General features: G+C 32.4%; 15 protein-coding genes. 9 read left to right on the forward strand and 6 right to left on the reverse strand.

The window, feature by feature from the left end; all coding sequences use genetic code 11:
• The first annotated feature begins 55 nt into the window (after window positions 1-55).
• Together QVZ41_RS00910 and QVZ41_RS00915 are read left to right on the forward strand one after the other, a co-directional pair.
• The gene (locus QVZ41_RS00910) at window positions 56-952 is read left to right on the forward strand and encodes a hypothetical protein (RefSeq protein ID WP_302882676.1); all 897 of its coding nucleotides are present in this window, start codon (window positions 56-58) and stop codon (window positions 950-952) included.
• A complete protein-coding gene (locus QVZ41_RS00915; protein ID WP_302882677.1) occupies window positions 949-2,031 on the forward strand; it encodes a glycosyltransferase in 1,083 nt (360 codons plus the stop codon). The genes QVZ41_RS00910 and QVZ41_RS00915 overlap by 4 nt, the downstream gene beginning before the upstream one ends.
• On the opposite strand, the gene QVZ41_RS00920 is transcribed toward QVZ41_RS00915, so the two are convergent.
• Both QVZ41_RS00920 and mnmC2 read right to left on the reverse strand, forming a co-directional pair.
• Window positions 2,032-2,166, reverse strand: a complete 135-nt coding sequence (locus QVZ41_RS00920; RefSeq protein ID WP_302882678.1) for a hypothetical protein — start codon at window positions 2,164-2,166, stop codon at window positions 2,032-2,034.
• Between the two features lie 2 nt (window positions 2,167-2,168).
• Complete coding sequence (gene mnmC2, locus QVZ41_RS00925; protein ID WP_302882679.1) at window positions 2,169-2,834, reverse strand: tRNA (5-methylaminomethyl-2-thiouridine)(34)-methyltransferase MnmC2; 666 nt, start codon at window positions 2,832-2,834, stop codon at window positions 2,169-2,171.
• A gap of 127 nt (window positions 2,835-2,961) precedes the next feature.
• On the opposite strand from mnmC2, the gene QVZ41_RS00930 reads away from it, so the two are divergent.
• The 6 genes from QVZ41_RS00930 to QVZ41_RS00955 all read left to right on the forward strand — a co-directional run bounded on the left by QVZ41_RS00930 (window position 2,962) and on the right by QVZ41_RS00955 (window position 12,603).
• Window positions 2,962-4,035, forward strand: a complete 1,074-nt coding sequence (locus tag QVZ41_RS00930) for a branched-chain amino acid aminotransferase (protein ID WP_302882680.1) — start codon at window positions 2,962-2,964, stop codon at window positions 4,033-4,035.
• Window positions 4,036-4,108: 73 nt separating this feature from the next.
• Window positions 4,109-5,107 (forward strand): quinolinate synthase NadA, encoded by a 999-nt coding sequence (gene nadA, locus QVZ41_RS00935; RefSeq protein ID WP_302882681.1) that lies wholly within the window; start codon window positions 4,109-4,111, stop codon window positions 5,105-5,107.
• A 3-nt stretch (window positions 5,108-5,110) separates the two neighbouring features.
• A complete protein-coding gene (gene nadB / locus QVZ41_RS00940; RefSeq protein ID WP_302882682.1) occupies window positions 5,111-6,700 on the forward strand; it encodes an L-aspartate oxidase in 1,590 nt (529 codons plus the stop codon).
• Between the two features lie 20 nt (window positions 6,701-6,720).
• Window positions 6,721-7,041: a DUF6660 family protein gene (locus QVZ41_RS00945; RefSeq protein ID WP_302882683.1), complete on the forward strand. Its 321-nt coding sequence runs from the start codon at window positions 6,721-6,723 to the stop codon at window positions 7,039-7,041.
• A gap of 61 nt (window positions 7,042-7,102) precedes the next feature.
• A complete protein-coding gene (locus tag QVZ41_RS00950; RefSeq protein WP_302882684.1) occupies window positions 7,103-11,410 on the forward strand; it encodes a CusA/CzcA family heavy metal efflux RND transporter in 4,308 nt (1,435 codons plus the stop codon).
• 5 nt (window positions 11,411-11,415) lie between these two features.
• Window positions 11,416-12,603, forward strand: coding sequence for an efflux RND transporter periplasmic adaptor subunit (locus tag QVZ41_RS00955; protein ID WP_302882685.1), 1,188 nt, complete (start codon window positions 11,416-11,418; stop codon window positions 12,601-12,603).
• A gap of 62 nt (window positions 12,604-12,665) precedes the next feature.
• Here QVZ41_RS00955 and QVZ41_RS00960 read toward each other — a convergent pair whose 3' ends face one another.
• The 4 genes from QVZ41_RS00960 to QVZ41_RS00975 are packed head-to-tail and all read right to left on the reverse strand — an operon-like array spanning window position 12,666 to window position 17,253.
• Entirely contained in the window at window positions 12,666-14,240 is a 1,575-nt protein-coding gene (locus tag QVZ41_RS00960; protein WP_302882686.1) for a DHA2 family efflux MFS transporter permease subunit, read from the reverse strand.
• Between the two features lie 3 nt (window positions 14,241-14,243).
• On the reverse strand, window positions 14,244-15,326 hold the full coding sequence (locus QVZ41_RS00965; RefSeq protein WP_302882687.1) for an HlyD family secretion protein: 1,083 nt from the start codon (window positions 15,324-15,326) through the stop codon (window positions 14,244-14,246).
• A 15-nt stretch (window positions 15,327-15,341) separates the two neighbouring features.
• Window positions 15,342-16,643 carry a TolC family protein gene (locus QVZ41_RS00970; RefSeq protein ID WP_302882688.1) on the reverse strand — a complete coding sequence of 434 codons (1,302 nt, stop codon included), beginning with the start codon at window positions 16,641-16,643 and terminating at the stop codon, window positions 15,342-15,344.
• Entirely contained in the window at window positions 16,633-17,253 is a 621-nt protein-coding gene (locus QVZ41_RS00975; RefSeq protein ID WP_302882689.1) for a TetR family transcriptional regulator, read from the reverse strand. The genes QVZ41_RS00970 and QVZ41_RS00975 overlap by 11 nt, the downstream gene beginning before the upstream one ends.
• A 139-nt stretch (window positions 17,254-17,392) precedes the next feature.
• On the opposite strand from QVZ41_RS00975, the gene QVZ41_RS00980 reads away from it, so the two are divergent.
• On the forward strand, window positions 17,393-18,019 hold the full coding sequence (locus QVZ41_RS00980) for a 2OG-Fe(II) oxygenase (RefSeq protein ID WP_302882690.1): 627 nt from the start codon (window positions 17,393-17,395) through the stop codon (window positions 18,017-18,019).
• Window positions 18,020-18,034 lie beyond the last annotated feature (15 nt).

Below are 18,034 nucleotides of genomic sequence, written 5' to 3' on the forward strand. Positions count from 1 at the left end.
AAAGTGGATTTAACTATTTTAGCAAAGATAGCTAAATTGAATGCTACCATACTGCATGCTTAAATCAATTCGTAAACATTTTGCTTTGCTCAATCGCATATTAAAATATGTGGTAAGCTGTATTGCCTTGTTCTATATCGCTTATAGAGTTTCCACCACTACCTTTAGCGCATCAGATCTCTATGATTTTTTAAATCCTGTAACTCTTATTTTTATCATTCTTTTGTCTTTGGGAAATTGGACTTTTGAAATTTTGAAGTGGAAAATTGTAATTCAGACTTTTGAAAAAATTTCTTTTAAAAAAGCAGCTTACGAAACTTTGGTGGCTTATACTTATGGATTGATTACCCCTTTTAACTCAGGGAATTATTTCAAAAAAATCCTTTTTTATTCCAAAGAGCACAGCAAAAAAATTGTGCTTTTAAATTTATCCAAAGGGATTTATCAAATGATGACTACCATTATTTTTGGAAGTTGGGGCGTTTATTATTTGATTGACAATATTGATGCTAGAGCTTTTAATCAACAAACATTTTTAATGATTACTAGTTTTATAGGGTTGATTGTTTTTATTGTTTTCAGAAAAAAAATCATAGCATATATTAAAAGTATTCCCGTAAAAGTTCACATGCAATTGTTCCTGTTTTCAGTGATAAAATTCATTTTCTTTTCTTTTTTGTTGATGGTATTATTACATCATGATAAATTAGACACCATCGCTTTATATGCAGGAATTTGTGCTATTTATTTGTTAAGTTCTTTACTACCCATTTTAAATATTTTAGATTTTGCCATTAAAGGAAGTGTAGCCTTGTTTGTTTTGGTTCCTTTAGGATATTCCGAAGCTCATGTTTTAATTGCTTATTTTATTTTATGGATTTGCAACCATGCTGCTCCAGCCATTACAGGAAGTTTTTTACAATTTTATCATCTAAAAAAAGAACAAATATGATTGTCATAATCCTTTATAGTTTGATGATTCTTCTTTTTATAGTTGGATTGATTCGTTTGCCTAAAACAGAAGTTGATCAATCTTTACATCAACAAAGATTTAGCATTTTGATTCCTTTTAGGAACGAAGAAAAATCTTTAAATAACCTTTTAAAAAGCATTCAAAATTTGGAATATGATTCAGACAATTTTGAAATTCTTTTGATTGATGACGAATCTACAGACAACTCTGTAAACATCATCAAACAATGGCAAGACAAAATACCAAATATCAAAATATTAAACAACCAACGAGTAAGCTATTCTCCTAAAAAAGATGCCATTCAAGTTGGAATCAAAGCTACGAAGTTTGATTTTATCATCACTACTGATGCAGACTGTGTCCTTCCTAAAAATTGGTTATATGCATATAATAGTATCATATATCAAAAACAAAGTTTATTCGTAGCAGGGCCTATTGCACTTAAAACCAACAAGAATTTTGTGGAACAATATCAAAAATACGACAGTCTAAGTTTGATTAGCGTGACCATGGGAAGTTTTGGAATTCAACAACCAATGATGTGTAATGCTGCCAATATGGGTTTTGATAAAAAAGCGTATCTACAAATGCAATCTCATCAAACCAACATTGCAAGTGGTGACGATGTTTTTACTTTGGAAAATTTTGTGAAAGACTTTCCAAAAAAAGTACATTATTTAAATACTACAGAAGCACTAGTTGTTACAAAAGCGGAAAATAACTGGAAAAAGGTAATTCAACAACGCATTCGTTGGGCTGCCAAAAGCACACATTACAAAAGTTTTTTTACCAAGTTTATTGGATTAATCGTTTTAATCACCCAATTATTCATTGTATTTGGATTGATGTTAAAACCGCTATTTACTTTTTATCTGTTGCTTCTAAAAATCGGAATCGACCTGATTATCATTTTGATAACCAATAAAAAATTAAAACAAAAAATCAGTATTCAACAATATGTATTGGTGGGAATACTTTATCCTTTTTTAAATACTTATATAGGAATAAAAGCGCTTTTTGGTGGCTATAATTGGAAAGGAAGAAAGTTTAAACGTTAGTTATTTGTTTAAAAACTGAGCTATCAAAGCATCTGCATTTTTTAACAAATACAACACCAAAAACAACAAGGCTACTAATAAAATAACTCTAAGTCTGTTTGGCTTTTTTCTTTTTGGTCTTGTAAACTCTGTCATATTTATATTTTTTTAGTCCCTCTTAACATTTCTCTTTTTCCTGGAGGGCCAGGCAATCTTTCTACTAAAAACCCTACTGTTTGCATGGCTCTACGCACACTCCCTTTAGCGGCATAAGTAACTATTTTCCCACCCGGTTTTAGGGCTTTAAACATCAACTCAAAAATTTCTTCTGTCCATAAATCAGGTTGTACTCTGGCTCCAAAAGCATCAAAATAAATCAAATCAAACGTATCTATATCATGTAAATTATGAAAAAACATTTGACGTTTGGTCAAAGTGAAATTAGGCGTTACCTCTTGTGGCTTGTTCCAAGGGGTTAAGTGCATTTCCTCAAACTTATGCGATAAATTTCTAGTATCTAATTCTGACACATAATTCAAAGCCAACAACTCATCTTCTCTAACAGGGTAAGCCTCTATCCCAACATAATTTATTTTACGTTGATCTTTAGCCGTTTCTAACAACGTAATAAAAGCATTTAAGCCTGTTCCAAAACCAATTTCAAGAATAGAAAAATCATCTTTTTCCATAGATTTATAACCCATTTCAATAAACACATGATAGGCCTCTTGAATAGCACCGTGCGTGGAATGATAATTCTCGTTCCATGCAGGGAGGTGAATCGTAGTAGATCCGTCAGATGTTATGATTATTTGTCTTTTCAAAACAGTTGGTTTATGGCAGCAAATATAGGTATTAATATACTTTGTTAAAAAGTCTTTTTATTGCATACTTTACAATTTTTATATTTACTTTTGTTCTTCATAAATATATTTTTTTACAAACGAAATCATGGGAATTAACAACCAGAACATCACGATTAAAAAATCTACTACCACAAAGATTAATGAGGTAGATTTTAGCAATTTATCGTTTGGAGAAAACTTTACGGATCACATGTTTGAATGTGATTACATTGATGGAGAGTGGAAAAACGCTCAGATTAGACCTTATGGTCCTATTTCTCTAGACCCATCAGCTAAAGTATTCCATTACGGTCAAGCAATTTTTGAAGGAATGAAAGCCTACAAGTCTGTCGATGGTGCCGTCTGGTTATTTAGACCTGAAGATAACTTAATCAGGTTAAACAAATCTGCTGTGCGTTTGGCAATTCCTGAATTTCCTAAAGATTTATTCTTTGACGGAATGGAGTTGTTGTTAAATATTGATAAAGAATGGATACAAACTACAGAAGGTAGTTCTATGTACATCCGTCCTTTTATTATTGCTACAGAACCAGGAGTTTCGGCTTCACCAGCAAAGCGTTATAAATTCATGTTTATTTTATCTCCAGCGCAATCATATTACAGCGGAGATGTAAAAGTATTATTTGCCGATAAATACAGTCGTTCTGCAAGTGGAGGAGTTGGATTTGCAAAATGTGCAGGGAACTACGCAGGGCAATTCTATCCTACAAAATTAGCAAACGAAGCAGGATATCAACAAGTAGTTTGGACAGATTCTAGTACGCACGAAAAATTAGAAGAAGCGGGAACAATGAACGTTTTCTTTAGAGTAGGTGATACTTTAATTACTGCTCCAACTTCTGACAGAATCTTAGATGGTATTACTCGTAAAAGTGTGATTGCCATTGCAGAAAAAGAAGGATATAAAGTTGAAGTAAGAGATATTTCTGTTTACGAAATTGAAGATGCTGCAAAAAATGGAACTTTATTAGAGATGTTTGGAGCAGGTACAGCGGCGGTTATCAACCCTATTGTAAGTTTTCACTTTAAAGGAAACGATTACGATCTTCCTAAATTAGAAAACAGCTATGCATCTATTATTAAAAAGAAAATAACAGACATTCAAACTGGTAAAGCAGAAGATACTTTCGGTTGGAAATATGCTGTAAGGTCAATCTAAATAAGACCAACATAAAATCAAAAGAGCCTACATAGGCTCTTTTTTTGTAAATTTGTACTTCAAAACTAATGTAATGGACACTTTAGCAAAAGCAAAAGAAAACTTAAATAATAAAGGTTTTTTAGATATCGATACCAAAGACACTACAGATTATGTAGCGGAAATCAATCGATTAAAGAAGGAGAAAAATGCTGTCATATTGGCTCATTATTATCAAGAAGAAGCCATTCAAGATATTGCTGATTTTGTAGGTGATAGTTTACAGCTTGCACAAGAAGCTGCAAAAACTGATGCAGATGTCATTGTATTTTGCGGAGTTCACTTTATGGCCGAAACTGCAAAAATTTTAAACCCTAAGAAAAAGGTTTTATTACCCGATCTAAAAGCGGGTTGTTCTTTGGCAGATTCTTGTCCGCCAGAAGATTTTAAAGCTTTTAAAGCAAAATACCCTGAGCATAAAGTGGTAACCTACATCAACTGTTCTGCTGAAATTAAAACAATGAGTGATATTGTTTGTACTTCATCAAACGCTGTAAAAATTATCAATTCTTTTCCAAAAGATCAAAAAATCATCTTTGCTCCAGATAAAAACTTAGGAGATTATTTAAACAAAGAAACAGGAAGGGATATGGTTTTATGGGATGGAGCTTGTATGGTGCATGAAGCTTTTTCTATTGAAAAATTATTGACTCTTGCTGCGGAGCATCCAGACGCTGAAATTATTGCACATCCAGAATCTCCATCACATATTTTAAAAACAGCGAGCTATATTGGTTCTACTGCTGGTTTGTTAAAATACGCGAGAGAGAGCAAAAAAGAAAAATTTATTGTAGCTACAGAAGCTGGTATTTTACATGAAATGATTAAACAAGTTCCTAACAAGCATTTAATTCCTGCTCCTGCAGAAGAAGATAATACTTGTGCTTGTAGCGAATGTTTTTACATGAGAATGAATACCATGAAAAAATTATTTTTGTGTTTAAAATACGAATTACCTGCTATTGAAGTAGATGAAAAATTAGCTGCAGATGCATTGCTACCTATCGAGAGAATGTTAGCACTTTCTAAATAAAATATGATTAAAACAGATTTTCTAGTCATCGGTTCTGGAATTGCAGGACTCTCTTATGCTCTAAAAGTTGCCAATCACTTTAAAGAAGCTCAAGTTATTTTGGTAACAAAAGCGGAAAAAGAAGAAAGCAACACCAAATATGCCCAAGGAGGAATTGCTACCGTAACCAACACCGACACCGATTCTTTTGAAGAACACATACAAGATACCTTAATTGCTGGTGATGGCTTATGTGATGAAGCTGTGGTTAGAATGGTGGTTGAAGAAGCTCCAAAAAGATTGGAAGAACTAATTGCTTGGGGGACTCAATTTGACAAAACCAATCAAGGCGATTATAGTTTGGGTCGTGAAGGAGGACATTCTCAAAATAGAATTTTACATCATAAAGATGTTACAGGGTCTGAGATTGCTCGTGCCTTATTAGAAACCGTAGATAAAACTAAAAACATCACTTTATTAGAAGATCATTTTACAGTAGATTTCATTACTGATCATCATATTTTAAGAGCTCAAGGTCACGAAAAAACAGTAACTCACAGAGATGAAATTACTTGTTATGGAGCTTACGTGTTAGATGAAAATACACAAGAAATAAAAACCATTCAAGCCAAAATAACATTATTGGCAGCTGGTGGTAGTGGTCAAGTTTACAGAACAACCACCAATCCTAAAATTGCTACAGGTGATGGAATTGCCATGGCTTATAGAGCGAAAGCCAAAGTTAAAGACATTGAATTTATTCAGTTTCATCCAACAGCTTTACATCAAGAACCAGCACAATCTCCTGCATTTTTAATTACTGAAGCCGTTCGTGGAGAAGGTGGAATTTTAAGAAACATTTATGGAGAACGTTTCATGGAAAAATACGATGATCGTTTGGAATTAGCACCTAGAGACATTGTGGCTAGAGCCATTGATTCTGAATTGAAATTAACGGGTGAAGATTATGTGTATTTAGATTGTAAACACATCGATCCAAAACATTTTGTCAATCACTTTCCAAACATCACCAAAAAATGTAAATCTTTAGGAATTGACGTTCACAAAGATTTTATTCCTGTAACACCTGCTGCTCACTATATATGTGGTGGTGTAGCTGTTGATATGAATGGAGAAACTACTATAGAAAATTTATATGCTTGCGGGGAATGTTCTAGAACGGGGTTACATGGAGCTAATAGATTAGCCTCAAACTCTTTAATAGAAGCAGTAGTATATGCTCACAAAAGTTTTGAACACGCTATTACAAAATTTGATTCTTTAACTTTTAGGAATGATATTCCTGGTTGGGATGATACAGATACCTCTAAAAACAAAGAGAATATTTTAATTACACATGATAGAAGAGATATTCAAAAAATTATGAGTAATTATGTTGGTATTGTTCGTTCTGATGAACGTTTACAAAGGGCTGCCAATCGTATAGAAATGTTGTATCAAGAAAATAAAGAATTATACAAAAAAGCCAAACTTTCTGTTCCTATTTGTGAATTAAGAAATATGATTACCAATGCCTATTTAATCATTCAAGCTTCCATGGAACGCAAAGAGAATAAAGGTGGTTTTTATAATCAAGATTGTTTAAAACCATAAAAAAGAATATCTTTATAAAGATGAGAATTTTAGCGTTCATACTATCTTTTATTGTTTTTGTCATGGTAGCCATACCATGTACAGATAATATTTTTGAACCTATAAATGAACATGTAAGTACTGAAATTCACAAACCTCATCAAGAACACTCACAAGATATCCATGATGAATGCACCCCACTTTGTACCTGTAATTGTTGTGGAACTTCTATTACTCTCCCTGTTTTAATTACGTTTAAACAAGACAATATCAAAAATTACGACGCTTGTAATTTTTTCTACGCTTACCATTATCACTACAAATTTGCCAAAGGTCTTTGGCATCCACCAAATATTGGTTAAGCTATTTTATTAGGACAAGTCTGTCTTGTCATTTCATAAAGTTTAACCAAAAACAACAAACATGTTTGATAAAATCATAGCTTATTCGGTTAAGAATAAGTTTATTATAGGGCTATTTATGATGGCTCTAACCATTTGGGGCGTCTATTCTTTAAGACAAATCCCCATTGATGCAGTTCCTGACATCACCAATAATCAGGTTCAAATTATTACCGTTACCCCTACTTTGGCGACTCAGGAAGTAGAACAATTTATTACAACTCCCATTGAACTAGCCCTACAAAGTCTTCAAAAAACAGAAGAAATTAGATCTATTTCACGATTTGGACTATCAGTAATCACCGTGGTTTTTCAAGAAGATTATGATATTTACTTGGCCAGACAATTGGTTAGTGAACGATTAAAAGAAGCCCAAGATAACATTCCAAACGGATTGGGAACTCCAGAAATGGCTCCTATTTCTACAGGACTAGGAGAAATCTATCAATATGTAGTAAGACCCGAAAAAGGTTTTGAGGGTCAATATAGTGCTACGGATTTACGAACCATTCAAGATTGGATTGTAAAAAGACAATTATTAAGAATTGAAGGTGTGGCAGAAATTAACTCTATGGGAGGTTACTTAAAACAATACGAAGTAGCCATTGATCCAACGGTTTTAAAAGCCATGAGTCTAAACATTACTGATATTTTTGATGCCTTAGAAAAAAGCAACGAAAATACAGGTGGAGCTTATATTGAAAAAAATCCTAACACCTATTATATCCGTGCTGAAGGGATTGCAAAATCATTAGATGATATTGGAAATATTGTGATTCATAACGATAATCATATCCCTATTTTAATAAAAGATGTAGCCAAAGTACATTTTGGAAAAGCTCCAAGATATGGAGCTTTGGTTCGCGACGGTGAAGAGGTCGTAGGTGGAAAAGTAATGATGTTTAAAGGAGCCAACTCCGCCGAAGTGACAGAATTAGTCAAAGAAAAAGTTGTTCAAATTCAGAAATCATTACCCGAAGGAGTTATTGTAGAACCTTATTTGGTAAGAGATAAATTGATTAAAACCGCCATTGGAACCGTAGAAAAAAATCTAATTGAAGGAGGATTGATTGTCATCTTCATTCTAGTTTTATTATTAGGAAATTGGAGGGCAGGATTGATTGTAGCATCGGTGATTCCGTTTGCCATGTTGTTTGCCATTTCTATGATGAATTTATTAGGTATTTCTGCCAACTTGATGAGTTTAGGAGCCATTGATTTTGGATTGATAGTAGATGGAGCCGTGATTATTCTAGAAGCCATTGTACACAGATTACAAATAAAACACGCAGGAAAACAACTGACAAAAAAAATGATGAACAATGAAGTGATTTTCTCTTCTCAAAAAATTAGAAGTTCTGCTGCTTTTGGAGAAATCATTATTTTAATGGTCTACATTCCTATTCTAGCTTTGGTTGGCATAGAGGGTAAAATGTTTAAACCCATGGCACAAACGGTGATGTTAGCCATTACTGGAGCTTTGATTTTATCATTGACCTATGTTCCCATGATGGCATCTTTGTTTTTAAACAAAAACATTAGTTATAAAAGAACTTTTACCGATAAATTAATTGATGCCATCCAAAAAAGGTATCAACCTGTTTTAAAAAAAGCTTTAAAACATCAGAAAATATTTATTGGGGGTACAATAGCAATATTCATCATCACTTTATTTGCCTTTACCAAAATGGGAGGTGAATTTATTCCTACGTTAGAAGAAGGAGATTTGGCTATGCAACAAATTTTACCTCCAGGAAGTTCTTTAACACAGAGTATAGAAACCGCTAAAAGGATTCAAAATAAGTTGAGAAAAGAGTTTCCTGAAATTAAAGACATTGTAGCCAATATTGGATCCGCAGAAATCCCTACCGACCCAATGCCTGTAGAAGTTGCCGATTATACATTGGTGATGAAACCTAAAAACGAATGGACATCAGCAGAAAACCGACAAGACTTGTTTGAAAAAATAGAAACTTCTTTACAAGACATTCCTGGTGTAGGTTACGAATTTTCTCAACCCATTCAGCTACGTTTTAACGAATTGATGACCGGAACCAAGGCAGATATTGCCATTAAATTGTTTGGAGATGATTTAGACGTACTTTATAACAAAGCCAAAGAAGGAGAAAAAATCATTAAAAAACTACCAGGTGTAGGAACGGTAAATGTAGAACAAACTGTTGGAATGCCACAAATTATGATTGAATATGACTATTCTAAATTGGCTCAATATGGTTTACATGTTCAGGATGTTAATAAAATTATTAGAACCGCTTTTGCCGGAGAAAAAGCTGGAATAATTTACGAAGGAGAAAAAAGATTTGACTTGGTCGTTCGATTAGATAAAAGTTCTAGAGCTGAGATTGATGACCTACAAAACCTATTTATTTCTTTAGAAGATGGAAATCAAATTCCGTTAAGTACTATTGCGAATATTCAATTGAAGGATGCTCCTATGCAAGTTTCTAGAGAAAATACCAATAGACGAATTGTAATTGGTGTAAACGTTGGAGACACTGATGTAGAAACCTTGGTTGGTAAAATTCAACAAGAATTAGACAGCAAATTGGAATTACCTTCAGGATATTATTTTACCTATGGCGGACAATTTGAGAATTTAAAAGCTGCTAATGCTCGTTTGTCTGTGGCCTTGCCTATTGCTTTGGCTTTAATTTTTATTTTACTCTACTTTACGTTTGGTTCTTTTAAACAAGCCGCTTTAATTTTCACGGCCATTCCATTATCTGCCATTGGTGGTGTTTGGGCTTTACAATTACGAGGAATGCCTTTTAGTATCTCAGCCGGAATTGGATTTATTGCTTTGTTTGGAGTAGCTGTATTAAACGGAATTGTATTGATTGGTTATTTTAATCAACTTAAAAAAGAAGGAATGGATAATATCTATGATAGAATTTTGGAAGGAACAAAAGTTCGTTTACGTCCCGTAATTTTAACCGCTGCCGTAGCATCTTTAGGTTTTTTACCCATGGCGTTATCGACTTCTGGAGGAGCAGAAGTACAACGTCCACTAGCCACTGTTGTGATTGGAGGATTGATCTCTGCAACATTTTTAACCTTAGTTATTTTACCCATCTTATATCAATGGATAGAAAACTGGAAGCCTAAAAAAATAAAAATCTCTTCAAAGACTACATTAATGGTTTTTGTATGCTTCAGCATTGGAATAGTCTCACGAGCACAAGAAAAATCTATTTCTGTAGAGGAGGCCATTCAAATAGCTTTAGAAAACCATCCTAAAATAAAAGCAGCTTCGTTAGAAGTAGAAAAAAATGAATCTTTACAAAACGTTACATATAATTTAGGAAATACTGCTATTGGTTATAAAGGAGATGGTTTGTTTGTTAAAAACAATCAACAAGTCAACCAAATTGAAGTATCTCAAAAATTCAACAATATCGGCGTTTCTAAAGCAAATAATCGTTTACAAAGCGAAATTACACAACAAAGTACTTTAGAACAAACATTGATAATTAGTGAAGTTTCTTATCAGGTAAAACAAGCGTATTACAACTTGCAACATCAAAAGAAATTGCAAAGCCTATATGCAAAATTAGTAGATATATATACCCAATATAGCAATATTGCCAAGGTCAGAGTAAAAGCGGGAGCCACCAATAATATTGAAGCTTATACCTTACTTTCTAAATTAAAAGAGTACGAATTACTCACAAAACAATCCGATTTAGAAATACAAAATTCTGAAAAGAAACTGCAATCCCTTTTAAATAGTGATGATTTATTCTTTCCATCTACAAATTTTGTAAAATCTAACATCGATTTTAAGGATAGCATTCAACTTATTTGGTTAGAAAAAAGCAAACAGAATATTGCCATTACCGAAGCCAAAATGAAAGTAAGTAAAACACAACTAAATCCAAGTTTTAATCTTGGTTATGCTGCTCAAAATTATGTGCAAGGAGGTTGGCTCAATGGTGTTTCTGGAGGGATTAGTATTCCGTTATTTAACAGTCAAACCAAAAGAAAAATAAAAGCTCAACAAATAGAAATAGAAATTGCCAAAAACAAATATAAAAGTGATGCTTTGACTTTTGAACAGGAAATAAATCATGCAAAAACTCAAGTATTAACCTATCAACAAGGAGTTGAGTTTTATGAATCACAAGTGAATCAAATCAATCCTGAAATGATTAGAATTGCAAAACTTAATTATCAAGCAGGTGAAATTTCTTACTTAGAATTGTTAAATACTTTGCAAATGGTAAGCAATAACGAGCAAAAATACTGGAATCAATTATTGAATTACAACAATGCCGTGGCTTACTATAAATTCATCACCAATCAACAATAAAAAATATGAAAACATATATCAAACCCATTTTTTGTGCATTACTTCTTTTAATTATGATGACCTCATGTAAAAAAGAAGCTTCAGACAAACATTCAGAAAAAAATGAGACTCAAGAACATCATGATGATAAAAACACTCACTTAAGTAAAAATCAAATTAAAACCATCGATTTAAGATTTGGTGATTTTTCTCAAATGAAAGTCAACAATTTTGTAAAAGCTACTGGTTTACTTGGTTTACCTCCCAATGCCTATTCATCTGTGAATGCAAAATACGAAGGAATTATATCAGGCCATAAAAAGTTCATCGAAGGAAATTTTATCAAAAAAGGAGAAATTATTGCTTATTTAGAAAATCCAGATTTTATTGTAAAACAACAAGATTTTTTAAAGACAAAAGCACAATTAGAACTTCAGGAAATTGAAGTTTCTAGACAGCAAGAATTAGTGAATGCCAATGCTGGTGTTTCTAAAAACTTACAAACTGCCAAAGCAAAAGTAGACATGCTAAAGGCCGAGTATATGGGAGTTTCCCAACAATTAAATTACTTAGGCATTGCTACTAAAAACTTGACTCCTGATAATATTTCACAACAAATTCCGATCATCGCTCCTATGAGTGGATTTATTACCAAAATTAATATGCATAATGGCGTTTTTGTAATGCCTAATGTTTCTTTGATGGAAATTGTAGCCAACGATCATTTACACTTAGAATTAGATGTTTTTGAAAAAGATATTGATAAAATAAAAGTGGGACAAAAAATAAGCTACACTACTCCTGCCATTAATAATACACAATACAAAGGAGAAGTAAGTGTAATTGGTAAAGAGTTTAACGGAACAGCTAAAACAGTGAGAGTTCATGGACATTTAGAAGATGAAAAGCCCATTTTTATTAAAGATTTATTCATCAATGCAAAAATATGGTTGAATGATAAAACTGTAAATGCCTTACCAGAAAGTGCTGTTTTAAAAGAAAATGGAACTCACTTTATTTATGTTGCCTCAACCAATAAAGATGATGCAGAAACTGAATTTTTAAAAATAAATGTAAAAACAGGAGCAACTAACCAAGGCTTTACAGAAGTTACCCCTATTGATAAAATTCCAGAAAATATGCAAATTGTAACTGATGGAGCTTATTACATTTATGCTCAATCTAAAAATGGAGAATTAAGCCACGAACATTAACTAAAAACAAAAAGCACTGCCTAGGCAGTGCTTTTTTCTAAACGTAAACTAACTAAACTCAATTAATGTACCGAGGAAGTATCTATTTTACCCGCTCCTTTTTTGATTAATAAAACAAATGGAATACAGAGTAAAAACAACACTCCTAAGTATAAAAATATATCCATATAAGACAATACTGTAGCTTGTTTCATGACTGAAACCTCTAACACTTTGTACGCCTTTTCTAAAGCCTCATTTACCGCATAACCTTTGCTCATAAACATCATTTTTAATCCCTGAATTCTTTCTTGAACTTGCAAATTCACGGCATTAATATTTGGCAATAAATCAACTTTATGTTGTTGGGTAAATCTGGCAATCATGGTGGTAATAATGGCTATTCCAAAAGAACCTCCTAATTGTCTTGTCATTCCTGTAAATGCTGCTCCGTCTCCAATATCTTTTCCTATTAAAGTTGATAATGATAAAGTTGTAATCGGTACAAATAACAACCCTAATCCCAACCCTCTTACCACTAATGGCCAAAAGAAATGTTCTGTTCCCGTATCTGGTGTCATCACCAAATACATCCATAAACTATACAAGAAGAAAATGGCAAAACCACCTGCTACCAAATATTTTTGCGGAACTCCTTTTTGCAATAACTTACCAATAATAGGCATCATAATGGCTGTTGTAATAGAACTTGGTACCAATAACAAACCAGCATCGGTTGCTGTAAATCCTAAAACGGATTGTGTATAAATTGGGATAATAAAGGTTGAACCATACAAACCAAATCCTAAAATAAAAGTCATGATAGTTCCTATTCTTAAGTTACTATCTTTTAGTACACTTAAATTTACAATAGGATGTTCATAGGTTAATTCTCTCCAAATAAACAATATCAAACCAAAAACGGACGTTACCGACAATGCTGTAATTAATGAATTATCAAACCAATCATCTTGTTGACCATGTTCTAGTACAAATTGTAACGATCCAATAAAGGTGGTTAATAAAATAATTCCTATCCAATCTACTTGTTTTGCTTTCAATTTTTCTCCATACTTAGGACTTCTCACAAAAAAAATAGTCAAAGCTGTCGCAATAATTCCAATGGGAATATTGATATAAAAGATATAGGGCCAAGAATAATTGTCAACCAAATACCCTCCTAATGGAGGTCCTAAAGTTGGTCCTACAATCACTCCCATTCCATAAATAGCCTGTGCCATTCCTCTTTTTGCGGCTGGGTAACTTTCTGTAATAATGGTTTGAGCAGTTACCAATAAGGCTCCTCCTCCTAAACCTTGAACAAATCTAAAAGCCACCAATTCCCAAATATTATCGGCATTTCCACATAAAAATGAAGACACCGTAAAAATAACAATGGAGGTTGCAAAATAGTTTCGTCTACCGAATTGCTTAGACAACCAACTTGTCATAGGAATAATAATTACATTGGCAATAGCATAAGCCGTAATTACCCAAGCAACATCAGTAAGAGTAGCTCCCAAGCTTCCCTTCATGTCATTCAGAGCTACATTTACAATAGTAGTGTCTACTATTTCTAGTAAGGCACACAGAATTGCTGTAATAGTTATAATAACCCTTCTGTAACCATATTCTACTAAACTGTCTTGATCCTGCATAACTTATTTTAAATGCACATCAACCTCTACATTCATTCCTGAACGTAATTTTGCCAATGCTTCTTTATTATTGTTTTCTGTAAATTCAATCTTTACAGGCAAACGCTGAATGGTTTTTACAAAGTTCCCTGTAGCATTATCTGGTGGTAACAAAGAAAATTTAGATCCTGTTGCTGGAGAAAAAGTTGCAACAACTCCTTCAAATTCATCTCCTGGATAGGCATCTACTTTAATTCCTACTTTTTGACCCACCACCATTTTTGATAATTGTGTTTCTTTAAAATTAGCAACCACCCATTTAGTTGATGTATCAATTAAATAAAATAAAGATTGACCTGGCTGTACAAATTGTCCTTCTTGAATTTTCACTGTTGATAACTGTCCACTAATTGGAGCTGTAACCACTGTATAACTTAAATTTAATTTTGCAGCATTTAAAACTGCTTCTGCACTTTTCACATTTGCTTCGGCAACTGCTACTTGTTTTTTAGAAATATCCGTTTGAGAAACAGCCGCATTTTTTTGACTGCTACTTGCTTGCTTTTGATTTTTTAAAACTTGTAAATGATTTTCAGCTTCCTGTTTTGCAGCCAACGCTTGCTCGTATTGTTGTGCTGTAATAGAATTATTTTTGTATAAATTTTCATATCTCTTAAAATCATTTTCTGCTCTCCATAGTTTAATTTCGGCAGATTTAATGGTTTCTGTAGCAGTATTCACTTGTGCACTTGCGGTAGCTGAATTAGCTTCAGAAGAACCAATGCTTGCTTGCGCTACTAACAAAGCATTTTGAGCAGCTAATAAATTCGCTTTTGCTTGTTCAATTTTTACTACATAATCACTATTATCAATCACAAATAAAGTGTCTCCTTTTTGTACACTGTGATTATCTGATACATAAACTTTTTGTATATAACCTCCTACTCTAGGAATGATAGGACTCATATTTTCTTCCATATGAGCATCATCTGTTTCTTCATGAGATAATGAGTGGACAAACTTGTAAGTTCCGTAAACCACTCCAATAGTAACCAATACTGAAATGATGGCTACAAACTTTTTATTGATTTTTTTCTTTTGTTCCATGATATGAAATATTCTTTATTTTTCTAATGTGTTGATTAATAATCCTGTTGCTTTTAACCAAGCGTAATATTTTTCTGTAATGTTTGCTTTGGCGTAAGTCACGTTTAATTTGGCTTGTAATTGATCTACATCTGCCTCTAACAAATCGTTCGTATCAGCCAAACCGTTGTTATATTTATCTTGTACAATTCTGTAATTTTCTATTGATTGCTCTTCAGATCTTGTAAAAACCGTATATTTTTTTACTGCCAATTGATATTCTTGTCTTGCATTTTCTACTTCTACTTTAACTGCATCATTCTGAACATCAATTGCATATTCCAACTCTTTAGCTTTGCTCTTGGCAACCTTAACATTGCTTTTATTTTTAAATATGCTTCCAATATCATAAGAAACCCCTACTCCAATATTCATAGCATTAGTCACACTTAAAGCATTTTTTAAGTCTAAAGCCACATATCCTCCAGACAACCCAATGGTTGGATAATAATTTCCTTTGGCTACTTTAATTTGATTTTCAGCTGCTTTGTATTGATAATCTAAAGCTTCTAAATCACTTCTTTCTATGGAAATATTATCATTCACCAATTCTAGTTTTCCCAAATCATCTGACTGGATATCAATCACTGTATTTTCAGGTAATTTTAACATCATAGCCAATCTGTAATTTAAAATATTAGCTGTCTTTTTAGCATCTTCTAAACCTACCTCAATGTTTGATTCTTGAATTTGTGCTTTTAACAAATCATTACGAGCAATGATTCCGTTTTGCTCCATAGAGGTAAAATCTTTTACTCTTTGTTTTGCACTTTTTAAGCTTTCTTGTATCAATAAAATAGTTTGATTTGCCTTGTATAAATTGATAAAACTTTGCGTAACGCTTAAAGCAATTTCTTCTTTTTTAGTTTCGGCATTTAAAGTCGCAGCTTTATAATTATTTTCACTTGCTTGAACCGTATTTTTTAATTTAAAACCTGTAAACAAGGGCATAGAAACACTAGCTTGTCCAAACATTAATTGATTGATATTAGGACTGCTATTACTCCCTGATGAAGAACTATTATCATTTAATTTTGAATCTATATTTGCATTGGTTAAATAGGCATACTGACCAGTAATTTTAGCATCAGGATACAATAAATTCTTAGCCACTTGCATTTCATTTTCTGCTGTGGTTACTTTTACATCCGCTATTTTAGACATGTCACTTTGTTCAAGCGCTATGTGAATAGCTTCTTTTAAATTCATCGATTGTTTGCTTTGTGACTGTAATCCAATAGTTACAAAAACACTAAGCAATAGTATTTTAAATTTCATTTGTTAATAATGATTTTATGGTTTGTTGAATGTGTTTTGTTAAAGTTTGATGCACATAAATATCAACGGCAACATCATTCTCTAAGGGTATTAAGGTTTTGTAAAAACGTTTGTTATAATAAAAATTAAAATAAGATCCTTGTACGGTAGGCATTAACAATTCTACATTCACATTTTTGATGAATACCCCTGCTTCTTGTCCTTTTTCCACAAAAGCCTTTATTGTTTTAAAACTTTCTAATTTTTCCTTGGTATATGCTTTAAAATCAAACCCTCTTGTTTCGTTAGAAAATTCAAAATGAATGATTTTATACATTCTTCTTTTTGAATGAATTCTATGAATAATTAATTCTATTAAATTGTCTAGCCTTTCTAAAAAAGATTTTTCTTGATTGATAACTTTTACCAGTTCATTTCTAAAATCTGCAATTCTATACAACAAAAATGTTTCTAGTAATTTTTCTTTTGAACCAAAGTAATAAGAAATCATTGCCACATTAACATCAGCCTCTTTTGCAATGGTTCTAACAGATGTACCATCAAAACCATTTTCTGCAAACAGCTTTTCTGCTACGCTTAAAATGTGAACCTGTTTTTTATTTAATTTCATGTCTCCGATTATTTAATCTTAAATCTTATACAAAATTAAACAAACGTTTAATTTAAACAAGTGTTTAATAAATTATTTTTTGTGATATTTTTTTAAATAAGAAAAAACAATATTAAAATCAGCTACTTTAGGCGGTTATATGAAAAACGAATTAAGCATAGAACAAGAGGAGCTTCAGTTTGAAGCTTTGATTGACGGACTCTTAAATAATCAGTACGGTTTTACTGAGAGTTTTATGGATGTTGATACCATTTCTGGACTAAGAGACAACCTTTTTAGATATAGAGAAAATGGTGAAATGCATCCTGCAGGAATAGGTAAAAAGTTTGATTACCAAAAGAATACTTTGGTAAGAGGAGATTTAATTAAATGGATTGATGAAAATTCTACCAATGCATTTGAGCGTTCGTTATTAAACAAAATCAATAGATTTATTTCTTATTTAAATAGAACCTGTTATACTTCAATAAATGCATCAGAATTCCACTATGCTACTTATGAAGTAAATAGTTTTTACAAACGTCATTTGGATCAATTTAAAAGTGAAAAAGGAAGAAAGTTCTCTTTGGTAATTTATTTAAACGAAGATTGGTCTACAAAAGACGGTGGGAAATTATCATTGTATATTAACGATAATAAAATAGATGATGTATATCCGCTAGAGGGTAGAGTTGTCTTTTTTAAAAGTGATGAATTAGAACACGAAGTGCATCCATCATTAACAAGAAATAGAATCAGCATTGCTGGTTGGTTAAAAAGTGTTTAAAACCAAAAAGAGTCA

The organism is Wenyingzhuangia gilva, from assembly GCF_030519655.1.
In the GTDB taxonomy this organism is placed as follows: Bacteria; Bacteroidota; Bacteroidia; order Flavobacteriales; family Flavobacteriaceae; genus Wenyingzhuangia; species Wenyingzhuangia gilva.

Excerpts from the sequence above, each read along its gene's own strand:
- QVZ41_RS00970 (WP_302882688.1), bottom strand. The coding sequence starts at position 16,643 with ATGAAATTTAAAATACTATTGCTTAGTGTTTTTGTAACTATTGGATTA.
- QVZ41_RS00945 (WP_302882683.1), top strand. The coding sequence starts at position 6,721 with ATGAGAATTTTAGCGTTCATACTATCTTTTATTGTTTTTGTCATGGTA.
- QVZ41_RS00910 (WP_302882676.1), top strand. The coding sequence starts at position 56 with ATGCTTAAATCAATTCGTAAACATTTTGCTTTGCTCAATCGCATATTA.
- nadB (WP_302882682.1), top strand. The coding sequence starts at position 5,111 with ATGATTAAAACAGATTTTCTAGTCATCGGTTCTGGAATTGCAGGACTC.
- QVZ41_RS00965 (WP_302882687.1), bottom strand. The coding sequence starts at position 15,326 with ATGGAACAAAAGAAAAAAATCAATAAAAAGTTTGTAGCCATCATTTCA.
- QVZ41_RS00950 (WP_302882684.1), top strand. The coding sequence starts at position 7,103 with ATGTTTGATAAAATCATAGCTTATTCGGTTAAGAATAAGTTTATTATA.
- QVZ41_RS00915 (WP_302882677.1), top strand. The coding sequence starts at position 949 with ATGATTGTCATAATCCTTTATAGTTTGATGATTCTTCTTTTTATAGTT.
- nadA (WP_302882681.1), top strand. The coding sequence starts at position 4,109 with ATGGACACTTTAGCAAAAGCAAAAGAAAACTTAAATAATAAAGGTTTT.
- QVZ41_RS00955 (WP_302882685.1), top strand. The coding sequence starts at position 11,416 with ATGAAAACATATATCAAACCCATTTTTTGTGCATTACTTCTTTTAATT.
- QVZ41_RS00960 (WP_302882686.1), bottom strand. The coding sequence starts at position 14,240 with ATGCAGGATCAAGACAGTTTAGTAGAATATGGTTACAGAAGGGTTATT.
- QVZ41_RS00920 (WP_302882678.1), bottom strand. The coding sequence starts at position 2,166 with ATGACAGAGTTTACAAGACCAAAAAGAAAAAAGCCAAACAGACTTAGA.
- QVZ41_RS00980 (WP_302882690.1), top strand. The coding sequence starts at position 17,393 with ATGAAAAACGAATTAAGCATAGAACAAGAGGAGCTTCAGTTTGAAGCT.
- QVZ41_RS00930 (WP_302882680.1), top strand. The coding sequence starts at position 2,962 with ATGGGAATTAACAACCAGAACATCACGATTAAAAAATCTACTACCACA.
- QVZ41_RS00975 (WP_302882689.1), bottom strand. The coding sequence starts at position 17,253 with ATGAAATTAAATAAAAAACAGGTTCACATTTTAAGCGTAGCAGAAAAG.